At 58.4% G+C, this 18,524-nt stretch carries 8 protein-coding genes and 1 other RNA gene; 3 read left to right on the forward strand and 6 right to left on the reverse strand.

What is annotated here, in order from left to right:
- The first annotated feature begins 413 nt into the window (after nucleotides 1-413).
- On the forward strand, nucleotides 414-6,410 hold the full coding sequence (locus OQH67_RS05525; RefSeq protein ID WP_215435655.1) for an alpha-2-macroglobulin family protein: 5,997 nt from the start codon (nucleotides 414-416) through the stop codon (nucleotides 6,408-6,410).
- 93 nt (nucleotides 6,411-6,503) lie between these two features.
- Nucleotides 6,504-8,798 carry a penicillin-binding protein 1C gene (gene pbpC / locus OQH67_RS05530; protein WP_215435654.1) on the forward strand — a complete coding sequence of 765 codons (2,295 nt, stop codon included), beginning with the start codon at nucleotides 6,504-6,506 and terminating at the stop codon, nucleotides 8,796-8,798.
- Between the two features lie 53 nt (nucleotides 8,799-8,851).
- Here pbpC and OQH67_RS05535 read toward each other — a convergent pair whose 3' ends face one another.
- The 6 genes from OQH67_RS05535 to OQH67_RS05560 form a co-directional block, all read right to left on the reverse strand.
- A complete protein-coding gene (locus tag OQH67_RS05535; protein ID WP_067572211.1) occupies nucleotides 8,852-9,190 on the reverse strand; it encodes a cupin domain-containing protein in 339 nt (112 codons plus the stop codon).
- A 269-nt stretch (nucleotides 9,191-9,459) separates the two neighbouring features.
- Nucleotides 9,460-11,679, reverse strand: coding sequence for a ribonuclease R family protein (locus tag OQH67_RS05540; protein WP_215435653.1), 2,220 nt, complete (start codon nucleotides 11,677-11,679; stop codon nucleotides 9,460-9,462).
- A gap of 228 nt (nucleotides 11,680-11,907) precedes the next feature.
- Entirely contained in the window at nucleotides 11,908-14,409 is a 2,502-nt protein-coding gene (locus OQH67_RS05545; protein WP_215435657.1) for a U32 family peptidase, read from the reverse strand.
- A 22-nt stretch (nucleotides 14,410-14,431) separates the two neighbouring features.
- On the reverse strand, nucleotides 14,432-15,646 hold the full coding sequence (locus OQH67_RS05550; protein WP_215435652.1) for a bifunctional folylpolyglutamate synthase/dihydrofolate synthase: 1,215 nt from the start codon (nucleotides 15,644-15,646) through the stop codon (nucleotides 14,432-14,434).
- A 62-nt stretch (nucleotides 15,647-15,708) separates the two neighbouring features.
- Nucleotides 15,709-15,802, reverse strand: an RNA gene (gene ffs / locus OQH67_RS05555) — signal recognition particle sRNA small type.
- A gap of 51 nt (nucleotides 15,803-15,853) precedes the next feature.
- Nucleotides 15,854-16,870 carry a hypothetical protein gene (locus OQH67_RS05560; RefSeq protein ID WP_215435651.1) on the reverse strand — a complete coding sequence of 339 codons (1,017 nt, stop codon included), beginning with the start codon at nucleotides 16,868-16,870 and terminating at the stop codon, nucleotides 15,854-15,856.
- A gap of 165 nt (nucleotides 16,871-17,035) precedes the next feature.
- Between OQH67_RS05560 and OQH67_RS05565 the strand changes: the two genes are divergently transcribed.
- Nucleotides 17,036-18,457, forward strand: a complete 1,422-nt coding sequence (locus OQH67_RS05565) for a Gfo/Idh/MocA family protein (protein WP_215435650.1) — start codon at nucleotides 17,036-17,038, stop codon at nucleotides 18,455-18,457.
- Nucleotides 18,458-18,524 lie beyond the last annotated feature (67 nt).

Genomic DNA, 18,524 nt, shown 5'->3' on the forward strand with positions numbered 1-18,524 from the left:
CCGTACAAGAGAGAAAAGGGAGAGAATGTTACAGGCAACTTACCTTGAATGATTGTGGTAATAGTTTGTGTCACAATGGTTTCCACGCCTTATACGTTTACGTGCGAATGTCCAGGTTTTTGGGAGAAGTAGGGACACCAGGAAAACAGCTTTTTCTTATTAACAGATTTTTGAACAAGGCGGGAACTGTATGAACTGGAGCAATTGTAAAATCTCCCTTTTAATTGGTGTTGAACTGGCAATTTTCAACGTGTTTTAAGAGGAACCTTTCACGAGAGCGGAACAAGGGGCCGATGTCATCTAACAAATAGCTCCTGCTTTGCTGCGTGTGTTTTTTGCCATTCACGGATTTTCTTCTTGTCTTGAGAACCTAAAAGGGAGAGAAGATGGAGTGTATAGAATCCCCTCCCTGCATGAAACCTCATTTTTTTATTGCTGCCTGCCTATTAAGTATTTGCGGTATCGTCTCCTCTCTTGCCGCCACAACGGTGCGCTATCCGTCTTCCGCTCCTTCCCATTTGGCGGCGGGACAGCCGTTCCAGCTCGTGTTTGACAAGGCCGTGGTGGCGTCCTCCGAGGTTGGCAAGCCGTTGAAGCCGGGCTTGCTGAGTGTTTCTCCAGACTTGAAGTTTTCTTCCAAATGGATTGCCCCTAATGTTTTAGAATGCCGTCCGCAGGATACCATCCCTTTCAGGGCCAGTTATGAATGGAAACCGGAGGAAGGAGCGCGTTTTCAGGACGGCTCCCTCATTCCGCAGGATGCCGTCCGTCTGACAGGACGCAGGAAGTTGAATGCCTATTTGGAATCTACAAGCCGTTATTGGAGGAATGATGAAGTTTATCCTTGGGAGAGTTTCTTCCTGGTGCTACCCGATTACGTTCCGGGAGAAGAGGCCCTGCTGAATAAGACTTATTTTACGACGATTCCGACGGATGAGCAGAAAAAATCCGGCGTGGAACCCCATACGATTGCTTCCAGAATGAGGCCGGCACTGTTGAAGGAGGTTCGGGAGGCGGAGGCGTACCGGGTAAGGTCCCGCGTGCGGGACAGAGAATTCCAGGGCAAACCGGACGATACGCCCGTTCCAGGCGTGTACGTGGTGGAACCGGAAACCCTGTTTTCTTATGACGGCGTTTATCATTTCGTCATCCCGGAGGTTGGAGAGGCCTTTCCGCAGAGCAAAGAGCCTGAGAAGTGGGATGCGAGGCTGGGCAAGGTGGCCAAATTTTCCTGTTCCGCGTATTATGGCACGGTGTCAGATCAGGAAGGTCGTCTGACCATGAAATGGACGCAGCCGGTAAAGATAGAGAATGTGGATCAATTTTTCCGTGACCATGCCGAGTTTTTCATCGGGAAAAATAACAACCCCATGCCTTATGATGAAAAGGCCCGCGGCTTTACCGCCATGGTGGAGAATGAGGTTACGGGACAGAATCAAGAGGTAGTGATGCGCCCGGATCATGAACGTCTGGCAAAAATGAAGCTCGTGCGGCCGGATTGGTACGGTTCCCTGCCCGTGCTGATATGCGGAAGCAATCCCGTCTTTAATTTAAAATGGAGGTGGAAAAACGTCCGTTCCGTGGACGGCCAGAGGCTGGAAGGCACAAATGCCGGCTCCCATGTGGAAGTGCGCCCGGAAAATCCCTCCCTGTTTCTGGATGCGGGGAATAACGGCATCATGTCTGCCGGGGCGCGCAAATTGAAGGCTTCCGTCAGCAATTTGAAGGATTTGACCGTACGCGGTTACCGCATTCGTGAAGATGCGCAGCACCGGACGCTCACAGCCTACAAGAAGATTTACGAACGGGACCAGGCGGCTCCGCTGCCGCGTACCGTCACGGACAAGGACGACAGGCATTTTCTTCCTGCCGAACTCCTTTCCGCAGACAGAAAGGAAATGATGAAGGTGGATGTGCGCGGCAAGACGGAAGCCGTGATCGGATTGGATGAGCTTTTCGGCGGGAAGGCGGACCCGGGCATGTACTTCATTGAGGTGGAAGGGCAGGTGAGCGATCCGGTATTGGCGGCGTACAAGCTTTTCGGCGTGCCGGGACCGGACGGGACCAGGAAGGAGTTCAACAAGGAGAAGCAGGCCGCCTACGCCGTACAGGCTGTCGTGCAGGTGACGGACCTGGGCGTCCTGCACAAGAAGACGGCGGATGACATGTTCGTGTACGTATATTCTCTGGCTACGGGCAAGGCGGCGGAAAAGGCGGAAGCACAGCTTCTGGATGCGGACGGCAGTCTTCTTGCATCCGCCTCCGTGGAGAAGGGCACGGTACGCCTGCCCATGAGCGGAAAGGCCGCCTATTTGCGCGTCCAGTCCGGGGCGGACAGTTATCTGAGCCCCTTAAAGGATTGGAACGGCCGCGTGGGGCTGTGGTCTTTTGACGTGGAGACGCTGCCTTACTGGTGGAATGAACTTGGCCTGAACCCTGCCACCACGGCGGAGAACAAGGTGTTCATGTTTTCGGACAGGAATCTGTACCGTCCGGCGGAGACAATGCATTTGAAAGGGATCATGCGTACCTTGCTGGATAACAAGCTCAGCGTGACGCCCGTGGAAGAGGTGCAGCTGACGATCCGGGACGGTCGGCAGCGTGAAGTTGCCGTCAGGCAGGTAAAACCGTCGGATGCAGGTACGTTTGATCTGGATTTCACCTTCCCGGAAGGGGAAACGGGGATGTATTCCATTACCGCCAAATTGCGGTTGAAAGGAGATGCGGAGGAAGATTCCGATGAAGACAACGACGGCGAGTACGACAGCAACCGCTATTACCGCAGGGAGTTCAACCGGAAGAACCGGGAGTTCCGCTATTCCGTGGAGGTGGCGGAGTTCAAGCGCAATGAGTTTGAAGTGGAATCCGTGATTCATGACCTCAAACCCGGCGACAAGGTGTTGAAGGCCGACGTGAAAGCCACGAATTTCACCGGAACGCCCGTTTCCGGAGGCAAGGTGAACTGGGGGCTGCGCAGCATTTTTTCCAATTTTTATCCGGCAGGATACAAGGATTACCGTTTCGGTGATTACCGGAATGAGGATTACGGGTATTGGGACGCTTATTACGGTTATTCCGGCGGAAGTCCCTCGTCAGGAATGCAGCAGCAGTCCGCTGTTCTGGACGCGAACGGGAAGAATGCCGTGGAGTTTTCCCTGGACGGGCAGGCTTTTCCGCGCGTCCGGAAATTGATACTGACCGCTTCCGTTACCAACGGGAATGAGCAGTTGATCAAGGCTGCGCGCAATGCCACGTGGAATCCCGCCTCCGTATTCGTGGGCGTGAAGAATATTTCCTCCATCTGCCGCCAGGGTACGCCGCTGGATTTGCGGCTGATTGCCGTGGGTCTGGACGGCAAGCCTTACGCCGGAGGGGATTTGCCGTTGAATTTGGAGGTAACCCGCACCGCCTTCCAGTCCACGCGTTATGATGGAGACCATACCACCACCGTGCGCAACGAACCATTGACAAGCACCGTTGAGAAGAAGGAACTGATTCTCGCTCCGTCGGATTCCGCCAATCTTCAGGAAGGCGGCAAGCCCGTATCCATCCCTACAGGGCAGGACGGTATTTATGAAGTAACGCTGTCCGGACGTGATCCGGAAGGCAGGGAATTCCGGACTGCCGTGAAGTACTGGGTGTACGGCAGCGACGTTTCCCCGTGGGAATATCATGACGGCCTGAAGGTGAAGATTATTCCGGACAAACAGTTGTACCAGCCGGGAGATACGGCTCGCCTGCTGGTCCAGACGCCGATTGAAGGAGAGGTCGTCGTGACGGTGGAACGCGAGAAAGTACTGCGGAGCTTTACCAGGACGCTGACGCTGGACAATCCCGTTATAGAAATTCCGCTGGAAAACGTGGATGCTCCGAATGTTTATGTGTCCGTTTTTCTGGTCAAGGGAGCGGATTTAAGCAGCCGCAAGGTTCAGAATCCCCAGTTGAAGTTGGGATATGCCGCGCTGAAGGTGCAGCCGGCAGACAATATGCTGAATGTGGAGATGAAGGTTCCCGCCGGCATGTCCCTGCCGGGCTCCACCGCCACAGTCAGCGGCGTGATCACGGACCACCGTGGCAAGCCTGTCCGCAATGCGGACGTATGTCTGTTTGCGGAAGATGAAGGCACCCTTCAAGTCATCGGTTACCGGACGCCGCAGCCCATCCGGTATTTTTATGCGGACCGTCCCTTGTCAGTGGGCACCTGGACGACGCTGGAGCAAATTCTGGATGAGGACTGGGGAAGCCGTTCCACGGATAACAAGGGCATGTTCATCGGAGGTGGGGACGGCGTTTTCGGTTCACCCATGAACGCTGCGGCGCAGCAGGCGGTGTATTTAAGGGAGGATTTCAACCCTTGCGCGGTCTGGCTTTCCTCCATCCGGACGGATGAACAGGGACGTTTCAAGGCCTCCTACAGGAATCCGGACACGTTGACCCGCTACCGGGTCATGGCCGTCGTTCTGGCGGGGAATTCCGACTTCGGCAACGGAGAAGGGGCCTATGTGGTAAACAAGCCCATCATGCTGGAACCTGCTCCTCCTTTTACCGCCACAGTAGGGGATTCCCTGAATATTCCGGTGACTGTCAGCCAGACGGGTACCAGGAAAGGGAAATGGACGGTAACGCTGAAGTCCAATGATATTGCCGCTGTTCCCCAGCCCACCCAGACGCTGGCGCTGGAGGGAAATCAGCCGAAAACACTGATTTTCAATGTTAAATTCAATAAGTCCGGAAAGGCCCGGCTGATATGGGAAATTCGTGCCGCGGATGCGGAAGGAGTGCCGTATTCCTCCGGTGTTTACTCCCTGCTGCGGGATGCCACAGCCAATACGTTTGAGGTGGTTCCTCCCTTCCCGGATTTGCGTGAGTTGCGCTGTTTCTCCCTTTCTTCCGGCAGCACGCTGGATGTTCCCGGCATGCTGTCTACGCCTTTCCTGCCGGGCACTCCCGTACAGGTGACTCTCAGCACATCGCCGCTCATTTATGCGAACGGAAGCGTGAATTTCCTGCTGCGTTATCCCTACGGCTGCCTGGAACAGCTTTCTTCATCCACCTTGCCCTGGATTTACGAACCGCTGCTGGCCAAATATCTGCCTGATTTCAAAGGAAAGAATAAGGAAGAACGCAGCAAGGCTCTGAGGGGAGGCATCCAGAAGATTCTGAGAAACCAGCTTCCCGACGGGGGACTGGCCTACTGGCAGGGCGGAACTTCGGTGAGCGAGTATTGCCCTTATGCCGCCCTGGTGCTTACTCTGGCACGGGAAAGCGGAATTGACGTTCCGGAAAAGCCCCTGGACAAGTTATACGGTTATCTGGCAAGGAGCCTGTCCAATAATCCCCAGGGGGATTTGCTGGGAGCATGGGTTCTTGCGCGGGCAAAGCGCCTGCCGGACTCCCTGCTGAACCGCCTGCTGGACAGGTCCGGTTCATTGAGTCCGGAAAACCGGATGTATCTGGCTTTGGCCGTAGCATTGTCTTCGCGGCCGGATGCCGGGACGCTGGGGCTTCGTCTGATAAATACGGAACCGGAGAAGAAGGAATCGTCCCATGTTCAGCTTTTAAGAGGTCTGGCGGACATGTCCCTGTCTTCCGGCGATGCCGCCGCCCGGATCCGCCTGGCCCGGTTGATCATGGACAGGACGTCGCGCCCCTTTGGAGAAAGGCCTCTGTACACGACCTGGTCTTCCGGATGGGACGTCATGTTGCTGGGCGAGTATCTCAAGGGAGTGAAGGAATCTTCCGTTTCCGCACCCTTCCGGGTGGACCGGGGGGCGCAGGTGACGAGCGGAACATGCTCCCTGACTTCCCCCGCGCAATTCCGTACGGCAGTGGGGGAAAAGGCCGTGCTGAGCCTTCCTGATGCCGGTTCCACCGTTTACGGTACTGCGGAAGCCCACGGGCGCAGCAAGACCCAGGAAGATGGCGCCGCCGTCAACCGGGGCTTTGCCGTTTCCCGCGTGTATGAAAAACTCAATTCCGAAGGCAAATGGGAACCTGCCGCGGAATTTGCGGTGGGAGACCTCGTGAGAATTACGCTGCATGTGGACAAAGGGCCTACCCCCCTTTCCTATGTGGTGATGGAAGATTATCTCCCTTCCGCCTTGGAAGCCGTCAATCCGGCTTTGCTTTCCCAAATACCGGGAGGCCGGGAGAACGAGGCTGCCAGCCAGGGAGACCGCTGGTTCTACTGGAATTCCTGGGTATCGCACCGGGAGTTCCTGAAAGACAGGGTGCGCTTCTTTGCCGATACCTGGAGCCGCGAACGTTTTACGGCCCGCTACCTGGCGCGGGTAACCAAGTCCGGCACCGTCATTGCCCCATCCGCCAAGGCGGAGCTGATGTACAGGCCGGAGGTGTACGGCTTGAGCATTCCCCAGAAACTGACTGTGCTGCATGGTGAGGAGAAGTAAACATCGCTGCGGGAATAAGCTCCTGTGCCCGTTTTTTCTTAATAACCCGGAAGGGTGCCGTCATCGCGGCACCCCTCTGCCGTGAAAAGGGCCATGAAGACTCTGGTTGCAAGAAGGCTTTTTAAAAGGAAAAAACTGCTCTGCACAGTGGCTGGGCTTGCCGTTGCATGGCTGTTTGTCTGGTACGTGCTTCCGTGGTTCTTTCCCGGACCCGAAGGTCTGGAGCATCCGGAAAAGCCGGGAGCCGTCGTGCTGGACAGGGACGGAGGCAGAATCGCCACCCTGCCGGGACGGGATTATTACCATTGTGAACCTGTTCCGCTGCGTGCCGTGCCGGAAATGCTGGTCAAAGCCACGTTGGCCGCGGAAGACAAGCGGTTTTACAGCCACGGAGGGGCGGATTTTCTGGCATTGGGCCGCGCTGTCGTGACGAATGCCGCAGGCGGGGAAATTGTGTCCGGCGCATCCACCATCACCCAGCAGCTTGCCAAAAATGCCAATCCTCCAGGCAAAAGAAATCTGGCCTCAAAAATGAGGGAATTTTTTCAAGCCCGGCGTCTGGAAATGACCATGAGCAAAGAGGAGATTCTGGAGGCTTACTTCAATCGTCTGGATTACGGCAATTTGCGCCGCGGGCCTGCGGCTGCGGCCCGTTTTTACTTTGGAAGGGATATGGACCATCTTTCCCTGGCGGAATGTGCCCTGCTGGCGGGTCTGCCCCAGGGGCCGTCGCGTCTGAATCCCCTCAACTACCCGGACCGGGCCCTGGAACGCCGGAACCGCGTTCTCCGCAGAATGAAGGAGGAAGGCATGTTTCCTGTGGAGATGCTGGACCGCGCCTTGCAGGAACCCCTGTTCAGTTCCGGAACGGAAAAGCGCCGGCAGGCCCTGGCTCCCCACGTGACGGCCTCCTTTCTCCGAGCCTTCCGGACCGGGGAAGTTCATACCACGCTGGATTCCGCCTTGCAGCGCGGAGTTCAGGAAATCGTAGGGAGGGAGCTGGCCAACCTTGAGGATCACCATGTGACCCAGGCTGCCGTGGTGGTGGTGGAAAACGCTACGGGAGACATTCTCTGCCTGGTTGGTTCCGCGAACAGAAAGCATCCGCAGGGGGGGCTTCTGGATGGAACATCCATGCCGCGCTCCCCCGGGTCCGCCCTGAAACCGTTCGTGTATGCTCAGGCATTCACCCTGGGTGCGTATCCGGGAACCGTTCTGCCGGATGTTCCGACCACGTACAGGAGTGCGCACGGCCTGGAAGCGCCGCAGAATTACAACAAGACGTACATGGGGCCCATTTCCATCAGAAAGGCGCTGGCATGCTCCCAGAACATTCCCGCCATGCGGGCGCTGGGCTCGTTCGGCGGCCCGTCCCGCCTGTTGAAATTGTTGAAGGACCTGGGTATGCAGGGCATTGACGGGAATGCCCTGCATTACGGCCTGGGGCTGGCTATCGGAAATGCGGAAGTGACGCTGAGGGACCTGACGGCCGCATACGCCTGTCTGGCCCGCGAGGGAAAGGCCGTCACTTTGAATCTGGAGAAGGCTCCAGCGGGAGAATCTTCTCCGGAGCGGTCCGTGTTGCCCGCGGCTTCGTGCTTTCTGGTAGCGGACATTCTGGCGGACCGGGAAGCGCGCCGGGCTACGTTCGGAGATCATGAGTTGATGAATCTTCCCTTCCGTTACGCGTGCAAGACGGGCACTTCCTCCGATTTCCGCGACAACTGGTGCGTGGGCTTTACCCGTGAAATTACGGTTGGCGTCTGGGTGGGCAATTTTGACGCTTCCCCCATGAGGCAGGTAGGGGGAATGACGGGCGCGGGGCCTATTTTTGCCGGAGTGATGAAACTGGCGCACCGGAACAGGAAAGCGACCTTTCCACAGCCCGGTGCGGACTTGGTGCGCATCCTCATTGATTCCCGCACCGGAAAGCGCACCGGGGCCATGCAAATACCCGCCGCCTATGTGCGGGAAGAATGGGCATCCCCGGCGAACATGCCGGGAGAAGCTTCCCCCGGAGATTACGATGCGCGGGGAAGGGCATATCTGGACAGCCGTTATACGGAATGGTTCACCAGTCCGTCCTGCACGGCGGCGGACGCCTGGTGCCTGCTTCCCGAGTACTGGTCCGGAGAACCGCCCCGCGTCCTCGTTCCCCTGTACGGCTCCCGCCTGATTCTGGACCCGGAAATGCCCGGGGGCGGGCGCATGCTCAAATTGCGGTCCAACCTGCCCACGGGAGCTCTCTGGTCATGTCCCACTCTGGAAATCGTGCAATACGGAGATGAAGCCCATGCGGTGCTGGCGCCCGGTACGCACGTCATTACCGTGCGGCATCCGGAATTGAATCTGGAACAAAGTTCAACCTTTTCCGTCAGGGAATTGTGACTTGATCACATTTAATGGTTCCCGGCGCGGGCCCTCCCGGACGGGAATGCCGTTCAGTCCAGCGGCAGAATGGAGGTAACCAGCATTTTGAAGCGCTCCCTGGCTATGACGGAGTGGGGAACTCCGGCCGGGATCATCAGCGCTTCTCCCTGGGACAAATCTGCTTCCGCATTGCCGATGGTGAAGTAGGCGGTACCGTCCACGACCTGGACGAGAGCAGGCCCCGGAGTCTGATGGGTCGGCAGGAGCTGTTCATCGTCAAAGGCGAGAATGGTTATGTTGACTCCCTTGGAGCGCAACAGGGCCAGGCTGGTGATCTGCCCCTCGCGGTAATCGATCAGATCCGCATAATTAAAAGGCGACTGTTCAGGGATATGCTGCATTTCCGTCATGCAGGTTGGACACTTTCAGGGCTCTCCCCTGTTTCCTTCATGACGGAGCTTTTTGGAAAAAGGCCCGCTCCTGACCCAAGAGCGGGCCTTGGCATTCAGCATTCATATGGTGCGTGCTTACAGATTCAACATCCTGATTTCATAGGCGTGGGGTCGGTAGTTAGTAAACAGCAATCACCTTATACATAAAATAACTCCGCTGTTTCAAGTTAATTCTGAAGAATCGCCGCAGGTGGGGCCGGAAGGCTCCGGACACAGGACTTGCCGGATTATTTCCGGGGGCGGTGCCGCCCGTTTTTTCTCTTCACAATTTTCTTGCCCGGACTTTCCTGGTTCTCCCTGGGAACGATTGCAAAGTCAGCCCACTGCTGTTCCCGGTCCACCTTCACGGGAATTACGGGCACGCGCAGGCCTGCACACAGAACGAACCCCTGATCGTTCTTCCAGCGGTTGGCGAAGGCTTCATACACCCATCGTCCGCCCGGAAGCTTGTCCGGCTTGATCAGCCCCTTGATCTGGAGGCGCGGAATTTCCAGCAGAATGCCGAAGTGGCGCGCGTCCGTAATCAGGGCATCGTGCACTTCCGGATGGTCTGCGAAGCACTGGCCTTCCAGCCATTCAAAAAGTTTCATGCGGTTGGCATCCTTTTCCGCACTGGCGGAAACGCGTTCCGTTTCGGAAATATGTTCCGCCGCTTCCTCCAGAGCCGCCACACTGCCGGGGCCTTTTGCCCCTTTCGGCGGGTTGGCCAGCAGGGGATCCAGCGAACGGTGCACCACCAGGTCCGCGTAACGGCGGATAGGGCTGGTGAAATGGCAATAATTGGGGGTAGCCAGCCCATAGTGCCCCAGGGGCTCCGTATCGTATCTAGCGCGCATCAGGCTTTTCAGCAGGGCCAGCTTGAGAAGCTGTTCATCCGGAGAACCCTTGATGGACTGCATCAGTTCATTCAGGTACTGGCGCTGGCCGATGTCATGAACCGGATGACCGTACAGCTTGCAGAGCTGGCCGAATTCGAACAATTTGGCGGAGTCCGGTTCCTCATGAACACGGTAAATTGTGGGGCGGTTGCGGTTTTTCAGGGTCAGGGCCACGGCCTCATTGGCTGCCAGCATGCATTCCTCAATCAATTGGTGGCTTTCGTCGTATTCCTCCGTGACAATGCCCGTTACGCGGCCGTCCTTGTCCATGACGGCGCGCACTTCCGGGAAGTCCAGGTCCAGCGCCCCTTTCGCATAACGGTTGCGGCGCAGGATGGAGGCCAGCTTCCATGCCTCCCTGACCAGGGCGGGAATTTCCGCCTTGTCGCGGCCGTTCATCATGGCAAACGCCTCCTGATAGGTAAGCCGGGCGCTGCTGCGGATATAGGCGTCCGCAAAGCGGGCGTGGAGCATTTTCCCCTTTTTGTTGAATTTCATCTCACATGCCTTTGTCAGCCTCACGACGCCCGGCCTCAGGCTGCACAAATCGTCGGAAAGGCGCGGGGGAAGCATGGGCAGCACGCGGTCCGGAAGGTAGGTGGAATTGCCCCGTTTGCGCGCTTCCCGGTCCAGAGCGCCGCCTGGCTGAACAAAGTGGGAGACGTCCGCAATGTGGACGGCCAGCACCCACCCTTCCGGCGTGGTTCTGATGGAAATGGCGTCGTCAAAATCCTTGGCGCTTGCCGGGTCAATGGTGATGACGGTGCGGTCCGTCCAGTCTTCCCGCCTGGCCAGTTCCCTGGCGGAGGGCTCTGCGGGCAGCGCGTCCGCTTCCTGAAGCGTTTCGGCGGGGAATTCCACGGGCAGGTCGTATTTTCTGATGACGGCTTCCATATCCACATGGGGTTCGTCCGCATAACCGAGCACTTCCACGATTTTCCCGCGCGGTGATTTCTTGTCGCCGCCGTAGGTGACCGGCTCCACGGAGACAAGCTGCCCCGGCAGTACTTCCATGGCGGGGGCTTCCGTCACCTCAATGTATGCCGGAGACCCCGAACCGTCTCCCAGGACGCGCCCGAATTTGTTCTTTCCGGTGCGGAAAACGCCCAGCCAGCGGGATCTGGCGCGTTTCGTCACTTCCTCCACGCGCGCTTTCCAATTTGCGTCTGACGCGGAAGAACGGCTTCTGCGGTCGTTGCGCCTGCCTTTGGCTGCCTTGCGTTCCACGCGCACGGCCACCTGGTCTCCGTCCAGGGCGGTATTCAGCCGTTCGGGTTTGAGTTCCAGCTCCGGAATGGAATCCAGATCCCAGCCCATGGACGCCGCTGCGGAATCTCCCTTCTGGGGGAGGAAAAGAATTTTACCGGAACGCAGGATACGGACTTTGCCCTGTACCAAATCGCGCCGCTCCCTTTTCAGGGCATATTTGCCCTTTTGCAGGCGTACAAGCATGCCCTCTTCCTCCAACTGGTCCACCAGATTCCGAAGGTCCAGGCGCTGGCGGGAATCCACATTCAGGGCGCGGGCCAGCTCTGACTTGCTCTGCGGTTCATAATGCCCGTCTTTCATGTGACGGATCAATCGGTCTTTCAGGGAGGTGCTCATACTGCAAAAGGGTCGGAAGCATGGAAAAGGAGGGGATTAATCATCCTCCAAAAGTTCCATTACTCCCTTTTTTACCATGATAATGCCGTTTCCACCGTGCTTCAAGACACGGGCGGTGCATTTTTCATTCCCGTTTTTTCCGGGACTTGTTTTCCGAAACATCCCTTCGGTTGAGGGGGACGGCGCGGCGTGCTATTTCGGGCGAAGCGTTCCTTCCGTCGTGCCGAGCTGTTCCGCGACATCCAGTTCCCTGACGAGCCGGGCGGCGGAACAGGACCCGTCCAGCAGGCCGCGGTAGCGGGAGACGAGGCGGCGTGTTTTGGCGGGGGAATCGTCCAGCAGTTCCACGCGGAAGCGGAAGAGGCCCAGTTGACGGAATTCCCGGAAAAAGCCGGCTCCGGTCTGGGCCCTTCCGTTGAACAAGGTGTTCCGGCATCCGGCGTCCGCCAGAAGGGGATGGACGTGGCCCACGCGGTCGCGCAGCTGAACCCGGTATTGTTCGCAGGGCCTTCCGCAGTTTTTATAGCTGGTGCCATCCGACAGGAAAGTGCAGAAAACGCAGTGCTCCATATGGAACATGGGCATATGCTGGTGAATGGTGAGTTCAAACCACTCCGGCGGGGCGGCATGGAGCAGGTCCGTTACCTGGGTGGCGTTGAGGTCATAGGAAATGGTGAGGTATTCCAGATTCCCCTGTTCCTTCAGAATGGCGGAACTGCATGGATTGGCCGCGTTCAGGGAAAAATCACCGATGCGCAGAAGAGGGGAATGGCGGAAATGTTCGGCCGCTCCCAGGTTGCGGATGAGCACGCCGTCCGGTTCCGCCCTCTCCATGACCTTGAAATAGCCCGTTTCCGAGGGTTTCTGGATGCGGGGCGTCGCCAGGAAGACGGGAACCCGGTTGCCTGCCTCCTTCACGGCGCGGACGCCTGCCGCATAGTCCCGGATGTCTTCAAAGTCCAGATAAACGGCATCCGCCCCGGAATTCACCGCGGCGGGAATCTGGTCCATTCTGCGGCACAGCACGGAAAGTTTCCCCCGTGTTTCCCGGACATCCTGTTCCGCGGCCATGACGGGGATGCTGTAGGGTGCGGGAGCCCGGCGGGTTTCTCCGGAAGGAGCCTGCGCGGCCTGGAGCCGCTCCACAAGGGCCCGGCGCGTTTGGTTGAGGGTGCTCAACGGAATCATCACCCCGTCTTCCAAACGGTTTTCGCAGGAAAAAAGCCGGAATCCCGTGCCGCCCAGCCTGCCAAGCTGCCGTTCCAGCGTTTCAGAAGTTAGGGGGCGGTTTTCAGCGCGTTGAAGGGGCTGGGAAGACTGCACGGAACATCCGTATTCCGGGCAAAATACCGTGAGCGGCTCTCCGGCGGCTCCGGTGCAAACCAGATGAATGGGCGTTTCCGCTTCCGGCATATGTTCCCGCATTTTCTTCAATTCCGCATTCAGCGCCGGATCGTCCGTTTTCCAGAGTTTCTGGCCCGGCATGACCCTGTTCCAGTCAATATGGGAAGCTTTTCCGTGGAAGAAAAGGCGGTTTCTCTGCACTTTCCAGATGCGGCCGCCCTGTTCTTCGTCGCGGTTTTCTCCGGCGTCAATGACGAATCCGTCTCCGGGAGCGAGCGGAATGTCCGCTTCCTGCCGGATTTCCAGCCAGCCCTGGCCGCAGGCGGTGATGACGCCCGCATAAGCTCCGCGTTTTTTGCCGTGGCGGCCATGAGTCAGGCGCGGATGGTCCGTCCCGTCCAGCCAGCCTGTGGAGAATCCGCGGGAAAACACCATTTGCAGGGCGTAGCGGTCCCGTGCGGTGACCATGCGGTCCACGGGAATTCCGGCGCAGGCGGCATCCAGCGCCTTCCTGTAGGCGGCCGTTGCCGCCGCCACGTATTCCGGGCTCTTCAAGCGGCCTTCTATCTTATAGCTTCTGACTCCCATCCGGACCAGTTCCGGAATGCGGTCAAGGGCGCACAGGTCCTGCGGACTGAGCAGATAGCGCTTTTCCCCCAGCGGCACGTGCCTGCCGTCCACAATCAGGGCATAGGGCATGCGGCACGCCTGGGCGCATTCCCCCCGGTTGGCGCTGCGCTGGCCCAGGCTTTCCGACGTAAGGCACTGCCCGGAATAAGCCACGCAGAGAGCGCCGTGAACGAAGACCTCCAGCGGAATGTCCGTGTGCCGTGCGCATTGCTCGATTTCCTTCAGGCTCAGTTCCCTTGCCAGCACCGCCTGTTTCAGGTCCAGAAAGCGGGAGGCAAACTCCAGCCCTTCCGGGGAGGTAAGCGTCATCTGGGTGGAGGCGTGCAATTCCAGTTTCATGGCCGGGTCCCGGCGGCTCCATTCCGTGAGGCAGCGGGCAAGCCCCATGTCCTGCACGATGACGCCGTCAGCCCCGGCGGCATTCAGATACCCCAGGTAGGCGAGGGCGTCCGGAAGCTCGGAAGTGAAAATGAGCGTGTTCATCGTGACGTACCCTTTTACCCCGTGCGCATGGAGAAAACGCATCAGCTCCGGCAGGGAATCCAGTGTGAAATTGTTGGCGCGCAGGCGGGCGTTGAAGCGGTCCAGGCCGAAGTAGATGGCATCCGCGCCGTTGGCGACGGCGGCGCGGGCGCAGTCCATGTCTCCGGCGGGGGCCAGCAGTTCGGGGCGAACATCGCCGGGGCGCAGGGAGGAAAGGGTGGTGTCGTCTTCGGGAATCACAGCCGTAGGTAAGTTCTGTTTACTGGGAGGTAGTGCGCTTTTCCGTGCGGTGGAGCAGGGCTTTCAAGTCTCCGAGCAGGAAGAGAGACCCGGCGGCCAGGGCAGGCAGCGGGGATTCCACTGCTTTGCGGAGCCCTTCGGAGAGGGAAGAATGAATGAAAACAGGTTCGGATACGAGGTTTTTCAGCAGGGCGACCATGTCTTCCGCAGGCATGATGCGCGGGGATGAACAGGGCACCAGGTGCCATTCTCCCGCAATTTCCCGGAAAACGGGAATCATGTCCCGAATCTGCTTGTCCGCGGCCGCGGCAAAGACCAGGGCCGCCTTTTGTCCGGGAAACTCCTCGTTCCATGTGGCGGTCAGAACGCGTGCGGCGTGTTCATTGTGCGCTCCGTCCAGCACCAGGGGCGGCGTGCCGATGCGCTCGAACCTGCCGGGCCACTGCACGGATTTCAGGGCCCTTTCTATCAGGGCGCTTTCCGGGAGGGCATTCAGTTGTTTCATGGTTTCCAGTGCAAGTGCTGCGTTTTCAATCTGGTGCGGTCCGGGAAGAGAGGGGCGGGGAGTTCCGGAGTTCGCCCGCGCCACAGTGAGCGGGGAGAGCCGTTCCCGTGCCGTCCATTCGATGACGGCCATGGCTTCCGGTTCCTGAACAGCGGTAACGACGGGTTTTCCGGGGGCGATGATCGCCGCCTTTTCTCCGGCAATTTCCGCAAGGGTGTTTCCCAGATACTGCTGGTGGTCCAGCCCGATGGGAGCCAGTACGGAGATGTCCTTGCGCAGGGCGTTGGTGGCGTCCAGCCTGCCGCCCAGGCCCGTTTCCAGAATGATGAAATCCGCCCCGTTGCTGATGAAGTGGCGCAGGGCGACGGCCAGGGCCAGTTCAAAGAAAGTGGGGGGCTGTTCCCATCCTTCCGCAAGGTTTTTCATGAAGGAGATTTCTGCCGCCAGAGTGTCCCGGGGAATCATTTCCCCGTTCACGCGGATGCGTTCGGCAAATTCCACCAGATGGGGGGAAGTGAACAGGCCGGTTTTATAGCCTTTTGCACGCGCCAGCGCTTCAATCATGGCGCAGGTGGAGCCCTTGCCGTTGGTGCCGGCCACGTGAACCACGGTGGCGTCCGGCCGGTCTGCGCCTGCCGCCGTCAGCAGTTTCCGGGTGTTTTCAAGTCCCAGCTTGATTCCGAAGAATTGGGTGGAAAACAGCCAGTCAAGGGCGGCGGACGCGTTCATGGGCGGCATTCTACCATGAGAGGGCCCCGGTTCAATCCCGGCGTGGGCCGTTCAACAAAATACCGCCGGGAACGGACGCGGCAAACACGAACAAGCTACCGTTGCTACCTCTCGGTCCTGGCGGGGTTTGCCAGTCGTGCCTCCACGGGTTCCCGGCGGCTTGGACAGTAAACTAGGTTTGCCGTGCAGTGTCAACCATCAAAGAGTTCATTTCCTCCTGGTGAAGGAGAGCAGGAAGGAGACCAGAAGGATAGCGCCGATAACGGTGGCAGCCGTGAAGAAAATTTGTTCCTCCTGCTTCAGGCGGCTGCGGCTTTCCTCAATGCTCCCGTCCCTGATCCGCTGCAGGTTGTGCACGACCTTGGCCTGTTCCTCCACGTTCGCCTCCGTCCTCATGGTCAGGCTCTCTTCATGGCTTACAGCCCGGTCGAACGGGGCGATCATGGCCTGGAATTCGGGGTCCTCCGCCAGAATGGCCGTATCGTCATATTCCTCCGCCAGGGGGGAATTCATCGTGTCCCTGATGCTGGCAATCTGCCTGTCCACCTTGTTCTGGAACAGGGAGAGTTCCCTTTTCGCCTTTTCCCAGGCTTCCGTCTTTTCCCGGATCATGGTCTCGCCCTTCCGGGTAATGCGTTCCAGTTCCTGGGGAAGGCTGGCCTGGAGCTTGAGCAATTCCTCCCTGTTTTCCGTTACCTTGAATTCCCTGCTCTTCGTGTTGGAGGCTTCCGCACGCTGAATGCGGTCGATATCCAGCCGGGTTTCCACCTGGCGTATTTGCTCCTGAAGGCGCGCCTGGGCGGCGGAAAGCTGTTGTTTGGTGGTATTTAGCTTGCTCTGGAGTTCCTCCACATCCGCGGCGCGTCTGTCGTATTGTTGCAGCAGCCGGGCAATCCGGTCTTCCGCAGTACGGGCCTGGGGCGTCCCGGAAGCGGCCCGGGACGTTTTTGAAACCGCCGCGGCTTTGTCCGCCTTTTCCATCTGGCCGTCCCAGTATTTCCGGACGGCTTCCTCCTTGCGCTGGATGGCCGACTGGAGGCGCGCCGCCTGCTGTTCGTGGAGTTCCGCCAGTTCGTCAAAGCGCATTTGGGCCGCATCCAGTTCCGGATAGGGTTCCATTTCCATGGCCTTGATCTCCTCATGCCGGGGCAGAAGGTCGGTTTGATAATAATTCCAGCCGTAATAGCCTCCGGCGAGCAGCAGAATGAGAAGAAAGTAGCGCATAACTTGAAGTAGGACAGTGGGCAGTAGGTTCTGTCATAGTGGAAGCTTGCCCGGACTTTGCAAATCACAAAATGAGGCATCCGCCTCTTTTTTCCTTCTCTTCCGGAAAGGTGATAAATCCGGTATGGGATAGGCGTATTTTCCATTGAATTATACTTGCAGATTATGTCTATTTTTTCATCTCGCAGAGAATTTCTCAAATCCCTGGGGCTGGCAGCCGGCGCGGCTGCGGTCGGGAACGGTTTCACGGCTCAGGCTCTGGACATTCCCTCGGAGGAGCGTCTTTGGAGTACCGGCGTTCCGGCGCCTTCCCGTCCCTCCGGCTCCGTGTACATGGGCGGGTTCCGGGCTCCCGCGCTGGACCGGGTCAGGATAGCTTTCATCGGCGTAGGCGGCCGCGGCTTCTCCCATCTGGCGCAGATGTGCGTGATGGACGGGGTGGAGATCACGGGCGTGTGCGACTTGAAGCAGGATCTGACGGAACGCGGCGTGGACAGAGTGCTGAAAAAAACGGGGAAAAAGCCCGCGGGATATTCCGGCGGTGAAAGGGAGTACCTCTCCATGCTCCGCGAACTGAAGCCGGATGCAGTTATTATCAGCACGGACTGGAGCTCCCATGCCCGCATCGCATGCGACAGCATGCGGAACGGAGCGCACGCTTTTGTGGAGGTGCCCATGGCCGTTTCTCTGGAAGAACTCTGGAAGATCGTGGATACCAGCGAGGCGACGCAGAAGCACTGCATGATGATGGAAAACGTCAATTACGGGCGCGACGAGCTTATGTTCCTCAACATGGTCCGGCAGGGAGTGATCGGGGATCTGCTTCACGGGGAAGCCTCCTATATCCATTGCCTGGTGACGCAATTGGGGGATACCCGCGGGGAGGGAGCCTGGCGGCCGGAGTACCATACCAAAATCAACGGCAACCTGTATCCCACGCACGGTCTGGGCCCGGTAGCCCAGTACATGAGCCTGGCGCGCAAGGACGACAATTTCAGCCGTCTGGCGGCGTTTGCCTCCCCGGCTCTGGGGCGTACGGCCTACGCCAAAAAGCATCTTCCTCCCGACCACCGCTGGAACCGCACGCCCTTTGTGTGCGGAGACATGAATACGGCGATTGTGAAAACGAACCTGGGACGGACCATCGTCGTTCAACTGGACGAAACGTCCCCCCGCCCCTATTCGCGTTCCAATCTGATTCAGGGAACTGCCGGCACCCTGGCGGGTTTTCCCACCCGCATAGCCGGGGAGAAGCTGGGCAACGGTAATTATCACGAATGGATTCAGGGGAAGGACGGGCTGAAAGCTGTTTATGAGAAATATGACCATCCTCTCTGGAAGCGCATAGGGGATCTGGCCATGAAGATGGGCGGCCACGGGGGCATGGACTTCGTGATGCTGTATCGCATGGTGGAATGCCTGCGCCGCGGAGAGCCGATGGATCAGAACGTTTATGAAGGAGCCTACTGGTCCTCCCTGCTGCCCTTGACGGCGCATTCCATCGCGCAGGGCGGCGTTCCCGTGGAGTTCCCGGATTTCACCCGCGGCGGCTGGAAGACCACGGCTCCGCTGGGGGTTATTTCCTGAACCGGGAGTTTTTCCGGAGCATCACTACATATGAATAAGCCTCATGGACGCCATCATGCGGGCCATG

This window comes from Akkermansia biwaensis (assembly GCF_026072915.1).
Lineage (GTDB): Bacteria > Verrucomicrobiota > Verrucomicrobiia > Verrucomicrobiales > Akkermansiaceae > Akkermansia > Akkermansia biwaensis.

Coding starts and splice junctions, on each gene's coding strand:
- pbpC (WP_215435654.1), top strand. CDS start 6,504: ATGAAGACTCTGGTTGCAAGAAGGCTTTTTAAAAGGAAAAAACTGCTC.
- OQH67_RS05525 (WP_215435655.1), top strand. CDS start 414: ATGAAACCTCATTTTTTTATTGCTGCCTGCCTATTAAGTATTTGCGGT.
- OQH67_RS05535 (WP_067572211.1), bottom strand. CDS start 9,190: ATGACGGAAATGCAGCATATCCCTGAACAGTCGCCTTTTAATTATGCG.
- OQH67_RS05560 (WP_215435651.1), bottom strand. CDS start 16,870: ATGCGCTACTTTCTTCTCATTCTGCTGCTCGCCGGAGGCTATTACGGC.
- OQH67_RS05565 (WP_215435650.1), top strand. CDS start 17,036: ATGTCTATTTTTTCATCTCGCAGAGAATTTCTCAAATCCCTGGGGCTG.
- OQH67_RS05540 (WP_215435653.1), bottom strand. CDS start 11,679: ATGAAAGACGGGCATTATGAACCGCAGAGCAAGTCAGAGCTGGCCCGC.
- OQH67_RS05550 (WP_215435652.1), bottom strand. CDS start 15,646: ATGAACGCGTCCGCCGCCCTTGACTGGCTGTTTTCCACCCAATTCTTC.